Source organism: Blautia sp. TM10-2 (assembly GCF_003480845.1).
Taxonomy (GTDB): Bacteria; Bacillota; Clostridia; order Lachnospirales; family Lachnospiraceae; genus Fusicatenibacter; species Fusicatenibacter saccharivorans.
In genome coordinates, this window is record NZ_QUJZ01000003.1 from 134922 (window position 1) to 150516 (window position 15595).

The window sequence follows — 15595 nt, forward strand, 5'->3', positions numbered from 1 at the left end:
AAAATTATGTTAGACTATTCAAAAGAAAAGGAATCTATGGAAGAACCAGTTACTCCCTTTGATCTTGCGAAAAAGCAAGAAGCTGATTTGCAACGTATTCGCCAATTTCGTTTGATAGATGATGTGTTTATGAATAAAGTGTTTGAAGACAAAAGTTGTGTCGAACTACTGCTTCAAATCATCTTGAACAGAACGGATTTGTATGTGAAAAATGTTGATTCACAGCATGGGATTAGCAATCTTCAAGGAAGAGCTGTCCGGTTGGATATTCTGGCGGTAGATGATTCTGGAAAGATATACAATATTGAGGTCCAGAAAAATGATCATGGAGCGCAGGCCAAAAGAGCGCGCTATAACAGCAGCCTCTTAGATGCGAACATAACGGAGGCTGGTAATCAATATGAAAACCTCAAGGAAACGTACGTCATTTTTATCACAGAAAATGATGTCATGCAGGCAGGGCATCCTATTTATCATATTGACAGAATCGTGAAGGAAACAGGCGAAAACTTTAATGATGAGGCACATATTATTTATGTCAATGCTCAAATCCAAGATGAAACAGCGTTGGGAAAGCTAATGCATGACTTTTTCTGCGTCAATGCGGAGAACATGAAGTACAGTATCTTGGCTGAACGTGTACGATATTTTAAAGAAACGAAGAAAGGGGTCGTGGACATGAGTAGTGTAATGGAAGAACTTATAGAAGAAGGAATTGCAAAAGGTCGTGAAATGGAAAAGATAGAAGAAAGAAATAGATTTAATAGAATGATTGAATCTTTAATAGAAAACAAAGTTTCAGATGTACAAATCATGAAAAGCACAGGAGTGACTCCAGAAGAGTTAGACGAAATCAAGAAGAAAAAGGGCTTTTTGGTGATTTAAGCAATAGATACCCGGATACTTCTCAAGAGAGAAGGTATCCGGGTATTTTTTATTTATGGGTAATTTCTACATACTATATATAATCAGATCAATAAGCATGAGAGGAGCTTAAATATCATATGGTCTGAAAAACAATTTGTCTTAAAAGAAAGAGAGGAAAAATTATGTATCCAAAGTTCAAAGAAATTGCCCTTGACACAGCTACATGGACCGTCGCATTCCTGGGAGCCATCGAAGAGAGGGAAACAAAATCTAAAAAGCCATTTTGCACGTTTCATCTGTTGGATGGAGACATCGCTATCACAGCAAATCTGTGGAATACTGAGAAAAAAGACATCTACAAAGTGCAGGAAAAGAGTGTGATTTCCGTTCAGTTGTACAAAAAGCTGTATAATGGAGTAGAAACATATGAAGTCAAAGAGTATCAGGCTGCTCCAGATGATGCAAAACTGGAAGATTATCTTCTGACAGCACCTATTCCATCGCAGGACATGATGGACGAAATCAAGAGTATCCTTTCAAAAGAAATCTCTGAAACTGAGTTATATCCGCTGGTTATGGGAATTTTGGATGAAAATGCGGATAAGCTGCTGTACTGGGCAGCTGCAAAAACGATCCATCATAACTGCTATGGAGGCCTGCTGTATCATATGCTCAGAATGCTCAAGACGGCAGTCATTTTATCAAGAGTTTACCGTTTTGATAAAGAGTTGCTGTATTCAGCAGTTATCCTGCATGATATCGGCAAACTGCAGGAGTTAGATACAGATGCAACGGGAGTGGCTGAATATACGGTTGATGGAAACCTGTTTGGTCATACATTGCTTGCTATCGAAATGATCGACCGCAAGAGCTTTGAAAACCCTACATATCCGGCAGAAAAAATCCGTCTGTTAAAGCACTGTATTGTTGCACATCACGGACAGTTAGAGTATGGCGCAATTACCATGCCGGCAGTCAAGGAAGCAATGCTGTTACACGAAATTGACGTAATTGATGCGTCTATGTATCAGTATGAGCAGGTCGAAAAGACACTTAATCCAGGCGAAATGTCAGATCGTATTTTTGGCCTTGGCGTAAAAGTGTATAAACCAGCTGCAAATGCGGAGGAAAAAGCAAATGTTTAACGAAGAACAGCAAAAAGCAATTGAGACAATTAAGGGGCAGCTGATTTTAGTGGCTTGCCCCGGCAGTGGAAAAACGACAACTCTGCTGGGAAGAATCCATGAAATGATTCAGCAGGGAGTCCCTGCAGAGAACATTTTAATGGTAACATTCACAACCGCTGCTGCTGGAGAAATGAAGCAAAGATTCTGGAAGAAGTATGCAGAGGATGGAATGGTCACTTTTTGCACGATCCATTCTTTTTGCCTGGCTACGTTAAAGAAATTCGCACATTTTGATGCAGAATGTGTTTTGGCAACAGGTGATATCTACGAATTTTTCTTTCAGCAGCTGGTCCGCCACAAAGAAATCGTGGATAAAGTGGAATATATTAAAGCGCTGCTCTTAGACATAGCTGTTTGCAAAAACAGTATGTGTCCATTAGCCCAGTTTGAACCAAATTGCGGTGAAAAAGAACTGTTCGATGAACTGTTTAAGGCGTACGAAAACTGGAAAGATGCTTTAGGTAAGATTGACTATGATGACATGTTGCTGAAAGCATATGAATTGATGAAAAACGATAAAACGTGTTTGGAGTGGCTACAGGAAAGGTATCAATACATTCAGATTGATGAGTTTCAGGACACAAATTATCTTCAGCGAGACATTCTGTATCTTTTGGCAGGAGAAAATGGAAATATTGCTGTTGTTGGCGATGATGATCAGTCAATTTATGGATTTCGTGGTGCAAAGCCAGAAATCATGCTTAAATTTGCCGAACATTATCCTAATGCAGTATCCTTGCATCTGTCCATGAATTATCGTTCGGATCGTAAGATTATTGAGTGTGCATCAAATTTGATCCATCACAATAAGGAAAGATTCGATAAGGAATTTCTGGCGAGTCATGAGGAAGAGGGGATTGTGCATCATCAGACCTATAATGATATAGATGCTGAACAACGGGGCCTGGTAAAAATGATTCTCGAAAAGAAAATGTCAATGGACGAGTATCGTAATACCAGCATATTATACCGAACCAATAAAGAAGCAGTGCAGGTAAGTGACCTTTTGATCACAGAAAAAATCCCATTTTGGTGTACAGAGCCTATACAGGATAAGTATGACCATTGGATTTATCGTGATATTTTGAGTTATCACAAATTGGGAAACGGTATAGGAAACAAAATGGATTTGAATAGAATTCTAAATCATCCTCAAAGATTTCTATTTGATTCGCGTTTCTTCAAAACGGATGGGTCACTGAAACAACTGATGCATGTGGCAGCCACCCTTCCAGACGGAAAATGGAAAAGATCAAAGGCAATGGATAGCGTGGAAGATATGTTTTATCTGTTTAAAAAGCTTGAAGATAAAAATCCGGTAGATACCTTAAAGATTTTAGAAAGTTTTGGCAGGTACAAAATATTTCTCCATGATTATGCAGAATACCGAAATATGTCTCCGGGAGAATTATATTTTTACTGGAACAGTTATAAAGCGGATGCAGAAAAACATAATGATTGGAAAGAATGGGATGCGTACGTTCGAAAACATAAAATCATTTTACAGGAACAACTGCGAAAGCATGATGGAATCGCTTTGTCAACACTTCACCGTTCAAAAGGTCTGGAATGGGATCGTGTATATATCCTCAATTGTGTAAAGAACACGATTCCATTTGCAAAACAGGGGACTGTAGAGGATCTGGAAGAGGAACGCCGCTTGTTCTACGTGGGCTGCACAAGAGCAAAAAAAGAATTGCAGTTATTGTCTTATCAGGGAAATTCAGGGGAAATTTCTCCGTTTATTAAAGAGTTGAAATCCTCAGAGTCAGACACAGGTGACAAGGTAGATCTTGACGTACATCTTAAATACTGAAATCAAAAAGCAAAAGGATCGGGAATAATCCCGGTCTTTTTGTTTTGCGATCAATTAACAATTCTATAAATATCAGGTCAATATGAAAAGAAAGGAGTAGCTATAAATAGATCTGAAAAACATTATGTCCAGAAAGGAAAATAAGTATGAAAGAGTATACCAAAAGAGATTCTTGCATGACAATGGAAGAAGTTATTGAACGAAACACAGGAATGTCACTGAAAGCATTTCTAACACCACAGCCAAATCCTTATATTCATAATATGGATCGGGCGGTTGAGTTCTTCAAGAAAAAAGTAAATGATGCTGCAGAAGAAAAAGAAATACTGCAGATCAAAATCGTGGGTGATTATGACGCAGACGGAATGAACGCATCAGCAATTCTGTATGATGCAATCATTTCATATCTCAAGGCAAATTCCCTTGCTGAATACGCAGAGGTGTCTGTAAGGCTGCCAAGAAGGTATTCAGAAGGTTATGGTTTATCTAAAAAAATCATCGACGAATCAGAAAGTGGGTTAATTATCACGGTCGATAATGGAATCGCAGCAATTGATGCCATAAAGAAAGCAAAAGATAAAGGTATCGATGTTATTATTCTGGATCACCATTTAAGCGGAGAGGAACTTCCGTGCGCGGATATTATCGTGGACCCACACTGTGAAGGAATGTCTACTTTTAAACATTATTGCGGAGCAGGCCTCGCATACCGCTTTGCGGAAATGCTTATAACAAATAAGGATTTATTGGATAAGTTGCTGGTATTAGCTGGAATTGCTACAGTGGCAGATGTCGTTCCGCTGATCGGAGCAAACCGTTATCTGGTTCGGCAGAGCCTGAAGCTAATCAATCGCGGAATTGCTACGTCTGGAGTTCTTGCGCTAGTCCGAAAAATGCGACTGGAGAAGATTACAGCCGAAGACTATGGCTATAAAATAGGTCCGGTATGCAACGCATCCGGTCGATTGCTGGATGATGGGGCGATGGATATTTTCCATTTGCTGTCGCAAGAATTGGATGTTTTTGCACTGGATTACGACGAACAGCTTTTGAAGTTGCATGCGCTTGCGGATACTGTTATTGAAAGAAATGTAGATCGTAGGCGTATTACAGAAGAAGCATTGGAAAGGTCTGATGCATTAATATCTCAGCAATGCTTGGCTGACGATGCGGTATATATCATCTATGATACACAAGTGTCGGAAGGTGTTATGGGTATTGTTGCCGGAAAACTGGCGGAAAAATATATGCGTCCAGTAATTGTGTTTGCGCATGCACAGGATGGCGAGAAATTGAAAGGATCTGGAAGAACATATGGAAATATCCATCTGAAGAACCAGGTTTTAGATCCGTGTAAGGAGTATTTTTTTGCCTACGGCGGACATGCCGGCGCTGCAGGAATGACAATACCAGAAAAAAATCTTATGTTGTTCCGAAACAAGGTGAGAAAACTTGATATTCCAGTGCTGTATCGAGAAAAGCGTATTTTGTACGATTTGGAAGTTACAAAAGAAGAAATTCCGGAACTGTATGAAAAAATGGAGTTCTTTGCACCATTTGGCGAAGGAAATCCGGAACCTGTATTTTTTATCCGGAATTTTGAATTAAACCCGGTGCGTGGAAAATTTTATGAGCAGAATGGAAGTGACGGTAAGAGTATAAAACTCTTTACCATGCCGTATCCAAGTTCTGGTTATCAGATGGCAGCAGAATATTTGCTGATGGATGCTCCCAAGAAGATTGATATGACATTTGAAGTGTATACAATATATTCTCATGGAAAAGAGCATCGGAGATTACGTATGTTGGATTTTTGCGCAAGTAAAAATGCTGAGACGGAGACAAGTTTCAAAAAAGAACTCTCCGCGATGCTGAATTTTATGTAGATGAGGAGTAACAATAAAATGGCAAAAAATTATAAAGAAACGACAACACAGGCAGCAGTATTGCGGACAAGCACAAAAACATTGAGTTTTTGGTGCAATATCAGGGAAGCCCCACTGGAACGTTTTGCAGAACTGATCGAAGGGAATATTCGGATTGCCCTGCAGGATTTTAGCGGCGGAAAGGGCGATAAGTCTAAATTCGCATATTTTAACCTTGAAATTTCTGATATTTATGAAATTAAAGATTGTATGCAAGCAAAAAAATCCTTTTTCGCCCAGAAAATCTATGGCAAACACCCAGAAACAGGTGGTCAGTTCAACGGAATGTGCAAGTCCTTCCATTTTGCGCTGCAGTACACAGAAAAAGCTCAAAATGGAGAACTGAGTCGAAACCCATATTATCTGTGCATAAAAAATGGATTTGCTCAGGCGGCTCCTGGACAGATTGCAGGATCATTCTACGAAAGAAAAGGGACTTTTCAGGAAGGAGTTGCTGTGTTTATCCGGTTAAGCGAAAGAGATCTGAAGAATCTTTTACGGAAAGTGACTGATTATATCCGTGTTTTTCAAATGCTTGCGGGTCAGCATCTGATTCCTCTTGGACTGGCACAGATGGAAAATGAATATAGTCAGAGGAAGAATGGCTATAATTACAATGATAGTTACACGAATCCAACCGATTATTATAGTCCTGATTATTATAATCAAAACGGACAAGGAAATCCTTCACAGCAGTCTTATGGATCAGTAGGGCAGCGAGAAATGCCTGCTCAAAATACACTGCCATCCATGCAGCCACAAGGATATGGACAAGCTCCTAATTCAAATAGTGCGAATTTGCAGCAGAATAATGTGCGTGTATATAAAAAAACAGTAACCGTATTGACCTTTCCAGTAGCCACTACAGAAGGTTATGTTGCAAAGATCCTGATGGATACGAAGCAGTGGGTATGCTTTTTTGACCAAAATACAGCCGAAATTGTATCTCAGGCATGCAATTCAGGAAAAACACAAATAAAAATGAGGGTAACTCCGTACAGAGGCGGAGCAAAATGTCTTGAAATCATTGAGTAAAACGAATTGCAGGGCGTATGAATTTAATCATGCGCCCTATTTTACAATACTAATCTGTAGGAGGCCTTTTTATGAAAAAATTATTCTTTACTTTTATAGCACTGCTTATTGTATTTTTCTCAGCGTGGGGGATTAAACTCCGAATGCCCATTAATCGTCCCAATAATGTGCAAGGCGAGCAGCAGGTGGCATGGTATGAAACGCGGTATACTGCTCCAACAGCTGAAGAAGAATGGACACTAGATCCGGAAATCCCAGTTAATTATCTTCCAGTAGCTGGTGAGGATGAAGTCTACATGGTATTGGACGATTCGGGAAATATTGTTGGATACCGCCATCGAACACAGCAGGAAGACGGTTCTTGGTTATGGACGGATATTGAAGATCCTAATGCAGAACATTATGAAAAGGTGGATGGACTGGATCATATATACAAAGTAACAGACAAAGATGGAACTTCTTCTTACCAGCAATATGTCCGTAATGAAGATGGATCATACGCATACGTGCCTGTAAACGAAAACGGGGTTCCGTTGGATGATGGAGCCGATGCCACGACAATTGATACAACGCATTATGTGCATAAATCAGGAAATGTGTATGGACTATATAATGATAATGGAGTCCTTACTGGGTATCGGGAGAGAGTAAAGGATGGGGAGAACTATGTATGGAAGGTAACAGATCCTCCACAAAGTTCCACCTCAGACTTACAGGAATGGTCCGAAGCAAAAAAAGATAACGCAAATCAGGGTGACCTATCGGCAGATTCCGGTGACGGAACCCAAAATTCAGGAAATAACGGTGTTATCGTAGGCGGCAGTGGAGCAGAATCCAGTCAGATTGATAACGGTGATGGTACTTATACGAAAACAGAAACCAATGTAAGCACGAAAACAGAAGATGGATATTGCATCACCTATAAGACAACCGTTACAAGCGTATATGATACAAATGGAACCCTTATAAGTACCCAAAAAGACGGCCCATATGAGGTAAGCCGAGAAAAACTTAATGTTTCAGAAGATCCTTCCGCGGCATCAGCAGCAGACACAATAGATGCTGAAGTGGCAAGAGTATCGGGAAAAGTAAGCTATGATACAACAAAAGCGGCTGAACTGCTGGCAAAATTGAATGCAGATCGTGCAAGTGCCGGATTAGGGCAATTACAAATGAACACAAATAGTCTTACCTATAAATTGGCTGTTTTGAAGGCCGCTGATATGGCTATATATGATTATAGCTCTGATGATTCGCCATTATATGGAACATTGTCGGAGCTGGCTCAAAAATATGGTGGAAACGGCGATGATGTCTCTGAAAATATTTGGAAAGTCAGTGTGAAATCAGCCGATGAAATCGATGCTAAATTTCAGTCAAATGAAGGAAGCAGAGGTTTGAGAATGTCTACCGGCTACACGCAGGTCGGTATCGCCATTGTAGAAAAGAATAATCAGGACTATATTGCCGAAGTGTACTTGGAGTAAACGGAATCGTTTATTCCAGAGAAAGGGCTGGGATATGACAGAAACTGTAATGCAATTTAAAAGTGTAGATGATATTATTCGATTTTCAAGAGCTGCAGAACAATGCACATCTCATACATACATAATGCAGGGAAAAACAAAGATTCGCGCAGATGATTTACTGGCAATTTTTTGCGTGGATTATACAGTTCCTGTTGTAGTGATCCATGAAGATGCGACAGAATTTGCACATGCTATGATGATTGAAAAAGCAAAAGTAAAAAAGAAAAAGAGATGAGAAAAAGCTTCCGGAAACATAAAAAAGTTCCGGAAGCTTTCTTTTATACATATTCTTTCTTGATCTGACCATTTCCCTGCACTTTAAGGATAATACTATCCGAAAAATCACCGTCGATAGTTACGCTAAAGGAAATGCGTTTCTTAGGAGTTCGTGCTTTGGATGTCGGCTCTTCAGGAGAAATTCCGATGGACACCATAATATCGTTATCCATTTCTTCATAATCATTTAACTGCTCATCTGATAATCCGAGTCCAACCAAATCACCGTCAACGCTGTTGTAGTCATTGTTCTGGTATTCGAACCAATCTTTTAATCCATCATCATTACGCAAAATTCGGAGAGATCTGGTAATAGACCGTTTGACTTTGGAGACTGGAAGCCCCAGCTTTTTGGCTGTTGAAGCATAGGAAGCCTCTCCGGTTTCAGAACTGTCAAATTTTGTCATTAAAATTTTAAGATCTGTAGGATTAAGCTTTGTAAGGGCCGTGTTTAAGAGCAGCGTAGCCTGACCCTCGATATATTCTGTCTCTGGGTTTTTGACATAAGATGTCATTTTTGCTTCCAGATGATCCTGTTTGGACTGAGAATCTTCGTCATCGGTACCGTCATAGGATACTTCGTCAATATAAGTCAGCCTGAATAAAAAATCATGAACCTGACGGAGCGAATAATTCGTATATAACGCAATATTTGATTCAGTAGTGCGTTTTCCCTCTGTTTCCAGAACGTGAATAGCATGTCTTACATCATCCATCTGTTTGCCATAGTATGAATTGGAGCGATTAGTAAGGCTGTGGATGTATGCGGACATTGCCCGGTGGAGTGGTTTTGTCAGATAAGTTGATAATGTTGCACGTTCAGGATTAAATTTTGGGATGGCATCGTACAGAGCGACCATGCATTCCTGATATAATTCATCGTAGTATCTGGGTATATATGTAGGGAAGTATTTTTTGATCATAAATGTGATCAGGCGCTGTGCTTTGTTTAAAATCTGCTCTTTTGCTGACGCCACTTTCCGCGGGTCACCTGAATGATAATCTGCCATAATTTCTTTCATCATTTCTTTTTCAACATCTACCATAGTATCCTCCTTAATTAGAAATAAATCCATCAATTTGTGCTAATGCCTTCATGACATTCCGATCTTCATGTTTCTTGGCATGCACATATTCTAAAAGTGATGCAACAAAAGTATCATCGACGAGAAAATTTCCGCTCATGTTGCGCCAAACTTTGTAAATTTCTACATTAGATGCACTTGTATTTTCAGGAACCTGATACAAGAGGAAAAGAGTAATGCTTTTATATAAATCATACTTTGTCATTGTGACCTCCTTCCGACATTATGTAAAAAAGCATTTTGCTATTATTTTCCGTCTCCGTGAGTTCATTATATTATATCCAGCTATCATTTTCAAATTTTCGGTATTCACGTACGAAAAAAAATGGAAAAAAAATGGAAAATCCCGTTTTTTCTCGTACGTGAATACAAAATTTTTATTTTATTTTCAATACTATCTATGCACCTGAAAATTTATAAAGGAGGAATAGGTATGGTATTAAGAGGGTATCGCTTACAAGGTACGGATTTGACAGGCATAACACAGGAAATCAAAAAGATAAGCATGTCTGTCAACAAAATTAGAGCGCGTACATACGCGAAACTGTTAGGCAATGAAATTGCTTTTTTGGTGGACAAAATTGCTTTGAATGTGTATACGCGCGATCCAACGGTTTCCATTTACGAGTGTGCCTGCAGCCGCACTGAAGAGGAGATTCGTGTGGCACAATTGCAGGGGTTAAAGACTCCATATAATCTGCAGGTTTATGGACAGGTGTTTACGGAGGCAGATTACACCTACTTTGCGATTTCTTGTATGCAAAATGAATTTTTGAAGGCTTTTCATCGGTTGGAAGAGTATTCCGTTAGTGAATCGGAATATGAAGATCCGAATAATTCTAAGACAAAATTGTGGAAATCGCTGATGGAAAAAACAGCCACGCCGATGACGATTAACTTTGGAAATGGAATCCCGCAAATTGCAAAAGATCAGATTGTCTATCCAACCAAAAAAGAACGTTGCAGAACAGAAGCAAGGCATCAAGTGTGTAATCGAATTTTGAATCAAGTTTCCTTTGGAAAACAAATTCCACCTGAATGTCTCATGAAAAATATAGATCAGATGATGAAGATTCTGTTACAAGAAGAAAGCCAAAAGGAAATCGCAGCAAAAGAAAAAGAATTGATGAACATTTTGCCGGAATTAGAGGGGGCTGACTTTATCTTTTCGGTACCTTCCGCGGATGTTCCAGCTCAATCATAAGGAGGAAAAAATGAAAACATGGAAATCAATTTTTAAATCTAAACAGGTTAGAAAAGAATGCCTGTATTCTTTCCTGATTTTAATGGGGATTCGCTTATTGGCAACAATTCCTACGCCGGGAACAAATCCAGATTACTTTAAAACACTCATTCATGATAATTCTGCATTAACTTTCATTGATGCCATGACAGGAAATGGTCTGTCCGGGATGTCTATCATGGCATTGTCAATAACTCCATATATTACAGCATCTATTATGGTTCAGCTGGCTGGAGTCATCTATCCTCACATTCACGAAATGGAAAAGGGCATGGAGGATGAACGGAAGCGGATTCATATCATTACTCTTGTGCTGGGTGGATTCGTGGCATTGATGGAGAGCAGTATGATTGCTATTTCATTCGGTAAAAAAGGATTGCTTGTCTCGGCAAAATGGTATTGGATTTTACTTGTTATGCTTATCTGGACGGCTGGATCAGTTGTTGCAAGTTTAGCAGGCGAGCTGATTCGTAAGAAATATGATTTTAACGGATCGTCGTTGATCTTATTATTCAATATTCTGGCATCTTATCCGAGCGATGCATTATCTGTATATCAGACAATGATTTCTGAAAAGCAGATAGCATATAAAGTGATTTCGAGTATCCTGATTGTCCTCTTTGTTATTGCATTATTTGCGTATACCGTATGCCTGCAGGCTGCAGAAAGACGCATTCCGATTACGCATTCGCAGAAAATCAAAGGGGCATCTATGAAAAGTACCTTACCACTTAAAGCCTGCCCTGGAACCGTAGTCCCAATTATTTTTGCATCGTCTATTTTAACATTTCCTTCTATGATTGCTGCATTCATTGGAAAGGAAAATTTAACCGCTTTAAAGTTTTTGAATACATCATATTGGTTTCAGAAAGAGAATTTTTACTATAGCATCGGAGCTATATTCTACATTGCGATGATTATTGGCTTCTCTTTCTATTATGCAGAAATCATTTTTAACCCAACGGAGGTTGCTATGGACCTCAAAAAGAAAGGAGCAAACGTCTATTCTATCCGTCCGGGCAAGGAAACAGCAGCATACCTGCATAAAAAATCGAACGAAGTAGTTTTGATTGGAGCAGTTGGATTGTGCGTTATCGCAATGGTTCCGGCAGTATTATCCGGTATTTGGCATTTAAGTGGAATCGCTTTTCTCGGAACATCTATCGTCATAACTGTGGGTGTGAGTCTGGAATTTCGAACCCAGTGCATTGCCAAGTCTCAGAATGGAAAATACAGTTCTATGTTGGAAAAAGGAGGAATTTTCTGATGAAAAAACCAGAATTTAAAAAAGGAAAGAAACTCGCAGCAATCCTGCAGAAGATGTATTTTCCAAAAGGAAAAGAGCTTTTTTTTGATACATTGTATGTTCTTCTCTTTTGCATTGTCCTTTCTGCGTTTTTATTTGGATTCCATGAAGGAATTACATTCATCTTCCGAGTCCTGTTTTAACGATGAGACACCAGGGAAAAGCTCTGGTGTCTTTTCGGACTTATTTTTGGAGGTTTTCGGAATACTATTACTGAACCGCAAAAGAAACAGATGACAGGAGCATGAAAACGAAAGGAGAAAAACATTATGTCAAATGGGAAAAAGTTAGGTGTTAAAAGTAAGGTAAGCGACAATTATCTTGTGACAGGAAATGACTATGAGAAATTTCAAGAAGCGTTGCACGACATGGACAACCGAACAGTGATTATTCCGGTACGAAATCCAGAAAGCATGAGGATTCATTGTGTGATTGCAAAATCAGACAAAGAGCATGCATCTCCAAGATTTGTGGTATTGGACCCTATGGAAATGAAAGACTCTATTCTGCTGAGTGATGAGTCTATTTTTTCAGCCGAAAAATGCAATATCGGAAGATACAAACCAACATCAGAAGTATTCTTATCCTTGCAGAACCAGATAAAAGAAATTGAGCAGATCGGTTTCTTCTTGACCGTACATGATCAAAAGAAAATCATCGTGACTCCATCAAAAAAATTTCTTACGGCCTTATGTCAGCGCTTGGAAACAGGGACATTGGCGAAAGGAACGAACATTTTTGCGTACTGTTATTTAGCGTCCCGCTGCGTTCAGGCAAAAGAGTTTATTATCATTGGGCGGAAGGAAGAAAAGGACAGTTCCTGGGTGAAAGGATTTCATGCAGCTTCTACCAAATATGCGTATATTCCACAGCACTTTATTTTGAGAGAGCTTCAGAATTTTCAGGAAAATCATGATGTTACAACGTTGGGCTGGGAGTTAAGCAATTATTATACGACGATTGAATTGATCTTTCAGGATAAAACAGTTGATATGGGCAAGACGCAAGTCAAACTGGGGGTAAAATATTCGCTGTCTGATGTCGGAACATCTTCTCAAACAGTGCAGCCTATCTTGGTCTATGGCGATAATTCGGTTCTTATCGGCAAAAGCTTTTCTTCTCCTCATCGGAGCAAAAAAACTCCAGAAGAAATCGGTAAGGAGTTGGTAAATGCTATTGAAAAGCAGTTGCCAGAATTAGAAGCTAAAATCACAGCCACCTTTAAAAAGGCATCGACCATTTCTGTAGGCATGGATGAACAGGAAAAAATCATCTCAAAGATCATGAAAATGATACATACGGAAAAAGTAGGTGTCAGAAGAAAACAGTATATAACGCAAAATTGTCCGTATTTTCCTACCGTTTTAGCCGCTTTCCAATGGCTGTTACAATTTCCAGCGATGTATCCCGGAAAAATGGGGTACGAAACCAGAAATTATTTCAAAAAGGCGATGGGAGAAATCTGTACGCTTAGTATGAAGGAGCTGGAGGCACTTACGGAAGAATGATAGTTACAACAGAAGATAAGAAGAATGTTTTCCTTGGCGTTATACAAAAGATTAAAAAAGGATTAGGAAATGAAGAAAATGAGCTTGTAATTATCAAAGCGAAAGAAATTCAGCTTTTTCAAAATGAAGAATCGAAACAAAGCTACACATTTTTGTGTTGGCGGCACGTAGCAAAACAAGCAGCGAAAAAGAATGCTGGAGATTTTTTGTGTGTTCAATTCCGGGCGGATACAGGAGATCCATTTCGGGGGATAGCAGAACGCTTCCCCCGAAGTGGAAAATTCTTATCAGGTCCCGGGCAATCCTTGATTTATGCACCGATAATGAACAAATATTATGAAAAAAATGTCTGCTCCTGTGTGTTGGAATTCTGGACAAGGCTGGACGGGCTTCGATATGAAATTTGTTCTTATTCAAATCACATGGCTGTGAAAGCAGCAGCCAAAATTGATCTGAAAGATTCGGTGCTTTGCTTCATGACTACACACAATGGAGTTTCTACTCCGTATGCAACAACGACAATACATAACAATCGAATAGGAGAGACATTTTATGAGGACGCTAAAAACTAAGAATCGTATGCTTAGTCTGTTTCAGGATGACCGTATCATTGCGGTTATTGACACTGAAACGACCGGAATCAATTCCAATAAAGACCGCATTGTTCAGTTTTCGGGTAAGAAATACAGAATTCGGGACCAGAAAATGGAACAAATAGCAGAAATGGATATCTACATTAAGGCTCCTTTCCCCATGCCGGAAGCAGCTATGAGAGTGAACGGGATCACAGACGAATTTTTGGCTGATAAGCCATCGGAAGAAGATGTAGTGGCAGAGATTTGCGCATTCATGGAAGGCAGTATCCTTGTTGGATATAATGTTGATTTTGACATTCGCATGATCTCAGCGTTATGCGACAGAACGCATACTCCGTTACAGTGTAGTGGGAAAATGGATGTGTTGGAGGTAGCACGCGATCTTGTAGAAAAAAAAGAAGTGCAGAATCACAAACTTGAAACAATATCCAAATATTTTGGTATTGATGAAGGAATTACGTTTCATTCGTCGATTGATGACGTAGAAGCTACCGCACGTTTACTGTTATTGTTCTATACAATGTATTGTGAACAGGATATGCATGGAGAGGGAAAAACAAAATTATTTATCGAGTATACATATTTTTGGAAGGGCTATCGAAAGGAACAGGCCGGCGTATATGTACAGACAAATTTAGGAAAAGTATATTTTTCTACCTATAAAAAAGAGTGGTGTTCTTCCCAGTTGGATTTAACCCAAATTGATCTGGATGCTTTGGAGACAGATATTCTTGTCCGTTTAGGAATCACCTATGATGAACTTTCAAAAATGACGGAAAAGAAATACTATCTGTTGGAGAAAAATGCATGATCTACATAACACATATATTACTTATAATGGCTGCAATATGGGATATTAAAAAAATGGAAGTTCCGCTCACCATATCTGTGATGCTTTATCTTGTACATACTTGTGAGCTTTTATCAAGTAATTATTGGAAAATAGATTTTATTGGAATGATTTTGTGCTTTTCAATTTTTGCTTTCGCAATGATCTGGTCTAATATAGGCGGCGCAGATGCCCTGATTGCTGGAGTCATTGGATACAATCTTGGACTATATGGACTTTATGCGATTATATTAGCCTTATGTATATGCATTCCCTATCTTTTGTATATGCATGTTAAGCACAAAGAACATGATTACCCATTTGTGCCGTTTCTGACGGTCGGATATTTTATTGTATACTTTATAAGCAAAAAAGCCGGGCTATAAGCTCGGC

The 15595-nt window shown here is 39.2% G+C and carries 16 protein-coding genes; 14 read left to right on the top strand and 2 right to left on the bottom strand.

Annotated elements, in window-relative coordinates; genetic code table 11:
* The first annotated feature begins 6 nt into the window (after positions 1-6).
* The 7 genes from DXD92_RS03960 to DXD92_RS18345 all read left to right on the top strand — a co-directional run bounded on the left by DXD92_RS03960 (position 7) and on the right by DXD92_RS18345 (position 8594).
* Complete coding sequence (locus DXD92_RS03960) at positions 7-885, top strand: Rpn family recombination-promoting nuclease/putative transposase (protein WP_330427566.1); 879 nt, start codon at positions 7-9, stop codon at positions 883-885.
* Positions 886-1049: 164 nt separating this feature from the next.
* The gene (locus tag DXD92_RS03965) at positions 1050-2012 is read left to right on the top strand and encodes a 3'-5' exoribonuclease YhaM family protein (protein WP_118640116.1); all 963 of its coding nucleotides are present in this window, start codon (positions 1050-1052) and stop codon (positions 2010-2012) included.
* Entirely contained in the window at positions 2005-3870 is a 1866-nt protein-coding gene (locus DXD92_RS03970; protein WP_158581758.1) for an ATP-dependent helicase, read from the top strand. Before DXD92_RS03965 ends, DXD92_RS03970 begins: the two co-directional genes overlap by 8 nt.
* 176 nt (positions 3871-4046) lie before the next feature.
* Positions 4047-5756, top strand: a complete 1710-nt coding sequence (locus DXD92_RS03975; RefSeq protein ID WP_158581759.1) for a single-stranded-DNA-specific exonuclease RecJ — start codon at positions 4047-4049, stop codon at positions 5754-5756.
* An 18-nt stretch (positions 5757-5774) separates the two neighbouring features.
* Positions 5775-6830 (top strand): hypothetical protein, encoded by a 1056-nt coding sequence (locus tag DXD92_RS03980; protein ID WP_118640119.1) that lies wholly within the window; start codon positions 5775-5777, stop codon positions 6828-6830.
* Positions 6831-6901: 71 nt separating this feature from the next.
* Complete coding sequence (locus tag DXD92_RS03985; protein WP_118640120.1) at positions 6902-8317, top strand: CAP domain-containing protein; 1416 nt, start codon at positions 6902-6904, stop codon at positions 8315-8317.
* 34 nt (positions 8318-8351) lie between these two features.
* On the top strand, positions 8352-8594 hold the full coding sequence (locus tag DXD92_RS18345; protein ID WP_147399285.1) for a hypothetical protein: 243 nt from the start codon (positions 8352-8354) through the stop codon (positions 8592-8594).
* Positions 8595-8637: 43 nt separating this feature from the next.
* On the opposite strand, the gene DXD92_RS03990 is transcribed toward DXD92_RS18345, so the two are convergent.
* Together DXD92_RS03990 and DXD92_RS03995 are read right to left on the bottom strand one after the other, a co-directional pair.
* A complete protein-coding gene (locus tag DXD92_RS03990) occupies positions 8638-9681 on the bottom strand; it encodes a sigma-70 family RNA polymerase sigma factor (protein ID WP_158581760.1) in 1044 nt (347 codons plus the stop codon).
* A 10-nt stretch (positions 9682-9691) separates the two neighbouring features.
* Positions 9692-9925 carry a hypothetical protein gene (locus DXD92_RS03995; RefSeq protein WP_118640122.1) on the bottom strand — a complete coding sequence of 78 codons (234 nt, stop codon included), beginning with the start codon at positions 9923-9925 and terminating at the stop codon, positions 9692-9694.
* A 228-nt stretch (positions 9926-10153) separates the two neighbouring features.
* Between DXD92_RS03995 and DXD92_RS04005 the strand changes: the two genes are divergently transcribed.
* From DXD92_RS04005 to DXD92_RS04035, 7 genes are all read left to right on the top strand, one after another.
* On the top strand, positions 10154-10924 hold the full coding sequence (locus DXD92_RS04005; protein WP_118640124.1) for a hypothetical protein: 771 nt from the start codon (positions 10154-10156) through the stop codon (positions 10922-10924).
* 10 nt (positions 10925-10934) lie between these two features.
* Positions 10935-12230 (top strand): preprotein translocase subunit SecY, encoded by a 1296-nt coding sequence (locus tag DXD92_RS04010; RefSeq protein ID WP_158581761.1) that lies wholly within the window; start codon positions 10935-10937, stop codon positions 12228-12230.
* Positions 12230-12412, top strand: coding sequence for a preprotein translocase subunit SecE (gene secE, locus DXD92_RS19620; protein WP_117802271.1), 183 nt, complete (start codon positions 12230-12232; stop codon positions 12410-12412). Before DXD92_RS04010 ends, secE begins: the two co-directional genes overlap by 1 nt.
* 126 nt (positions 12413-12538) lie before the next feature.
* Positions 12539-13777, top strand: a complete 1239-nt coding sequence (locus tag DXD92_RS04020) for a hypothetical protein (RefSeq protein ID WP_118640126.1) — start codon at positions 12539-12541, stop codon at positions 13775-13777.
* Positions 13774-14349, top strand: coding sequence for a hypothetical protein (locus DXD92_RS04025; protein WP_117802269.1), 576 nt, complete (start codon positions 13774-13776; stop codon positions 14347-14349). The genes DXD92_RS04020 and DXD92_RS04025 overlap by 4 nt, the downstream gene beginning before the upstream one ends.
* Positions 14330-15184 (top strand): 3'-5' exonuclease, encoded by an 855-nt coding sequence (locus tag DXD92_RS04030; RefSeq protein ID WP_118640127.1) that lies wholly within the window; start codon positions 14330-14332, stop codon positions 15182-15184. Before DXD92_RS04025 ends, DXD92_RS04030 begins: the two co-directional genes overlap by 20 nt.
* Entirely contained in the window at positions 15181-15588 is a 408-nt protein-coding gene (locus tag DXD92_RS04035; RefSeq protein WP_117802267.1) for a prepilin peptidase, read from the top strand. The genes DXD92_RS04030 and DXD92_RS04035 overlap by 4 nt, the downstream gene beginning before the upstream one ends.
* Positions 15589-15595 lie beyond the last annotated feature (7 nt).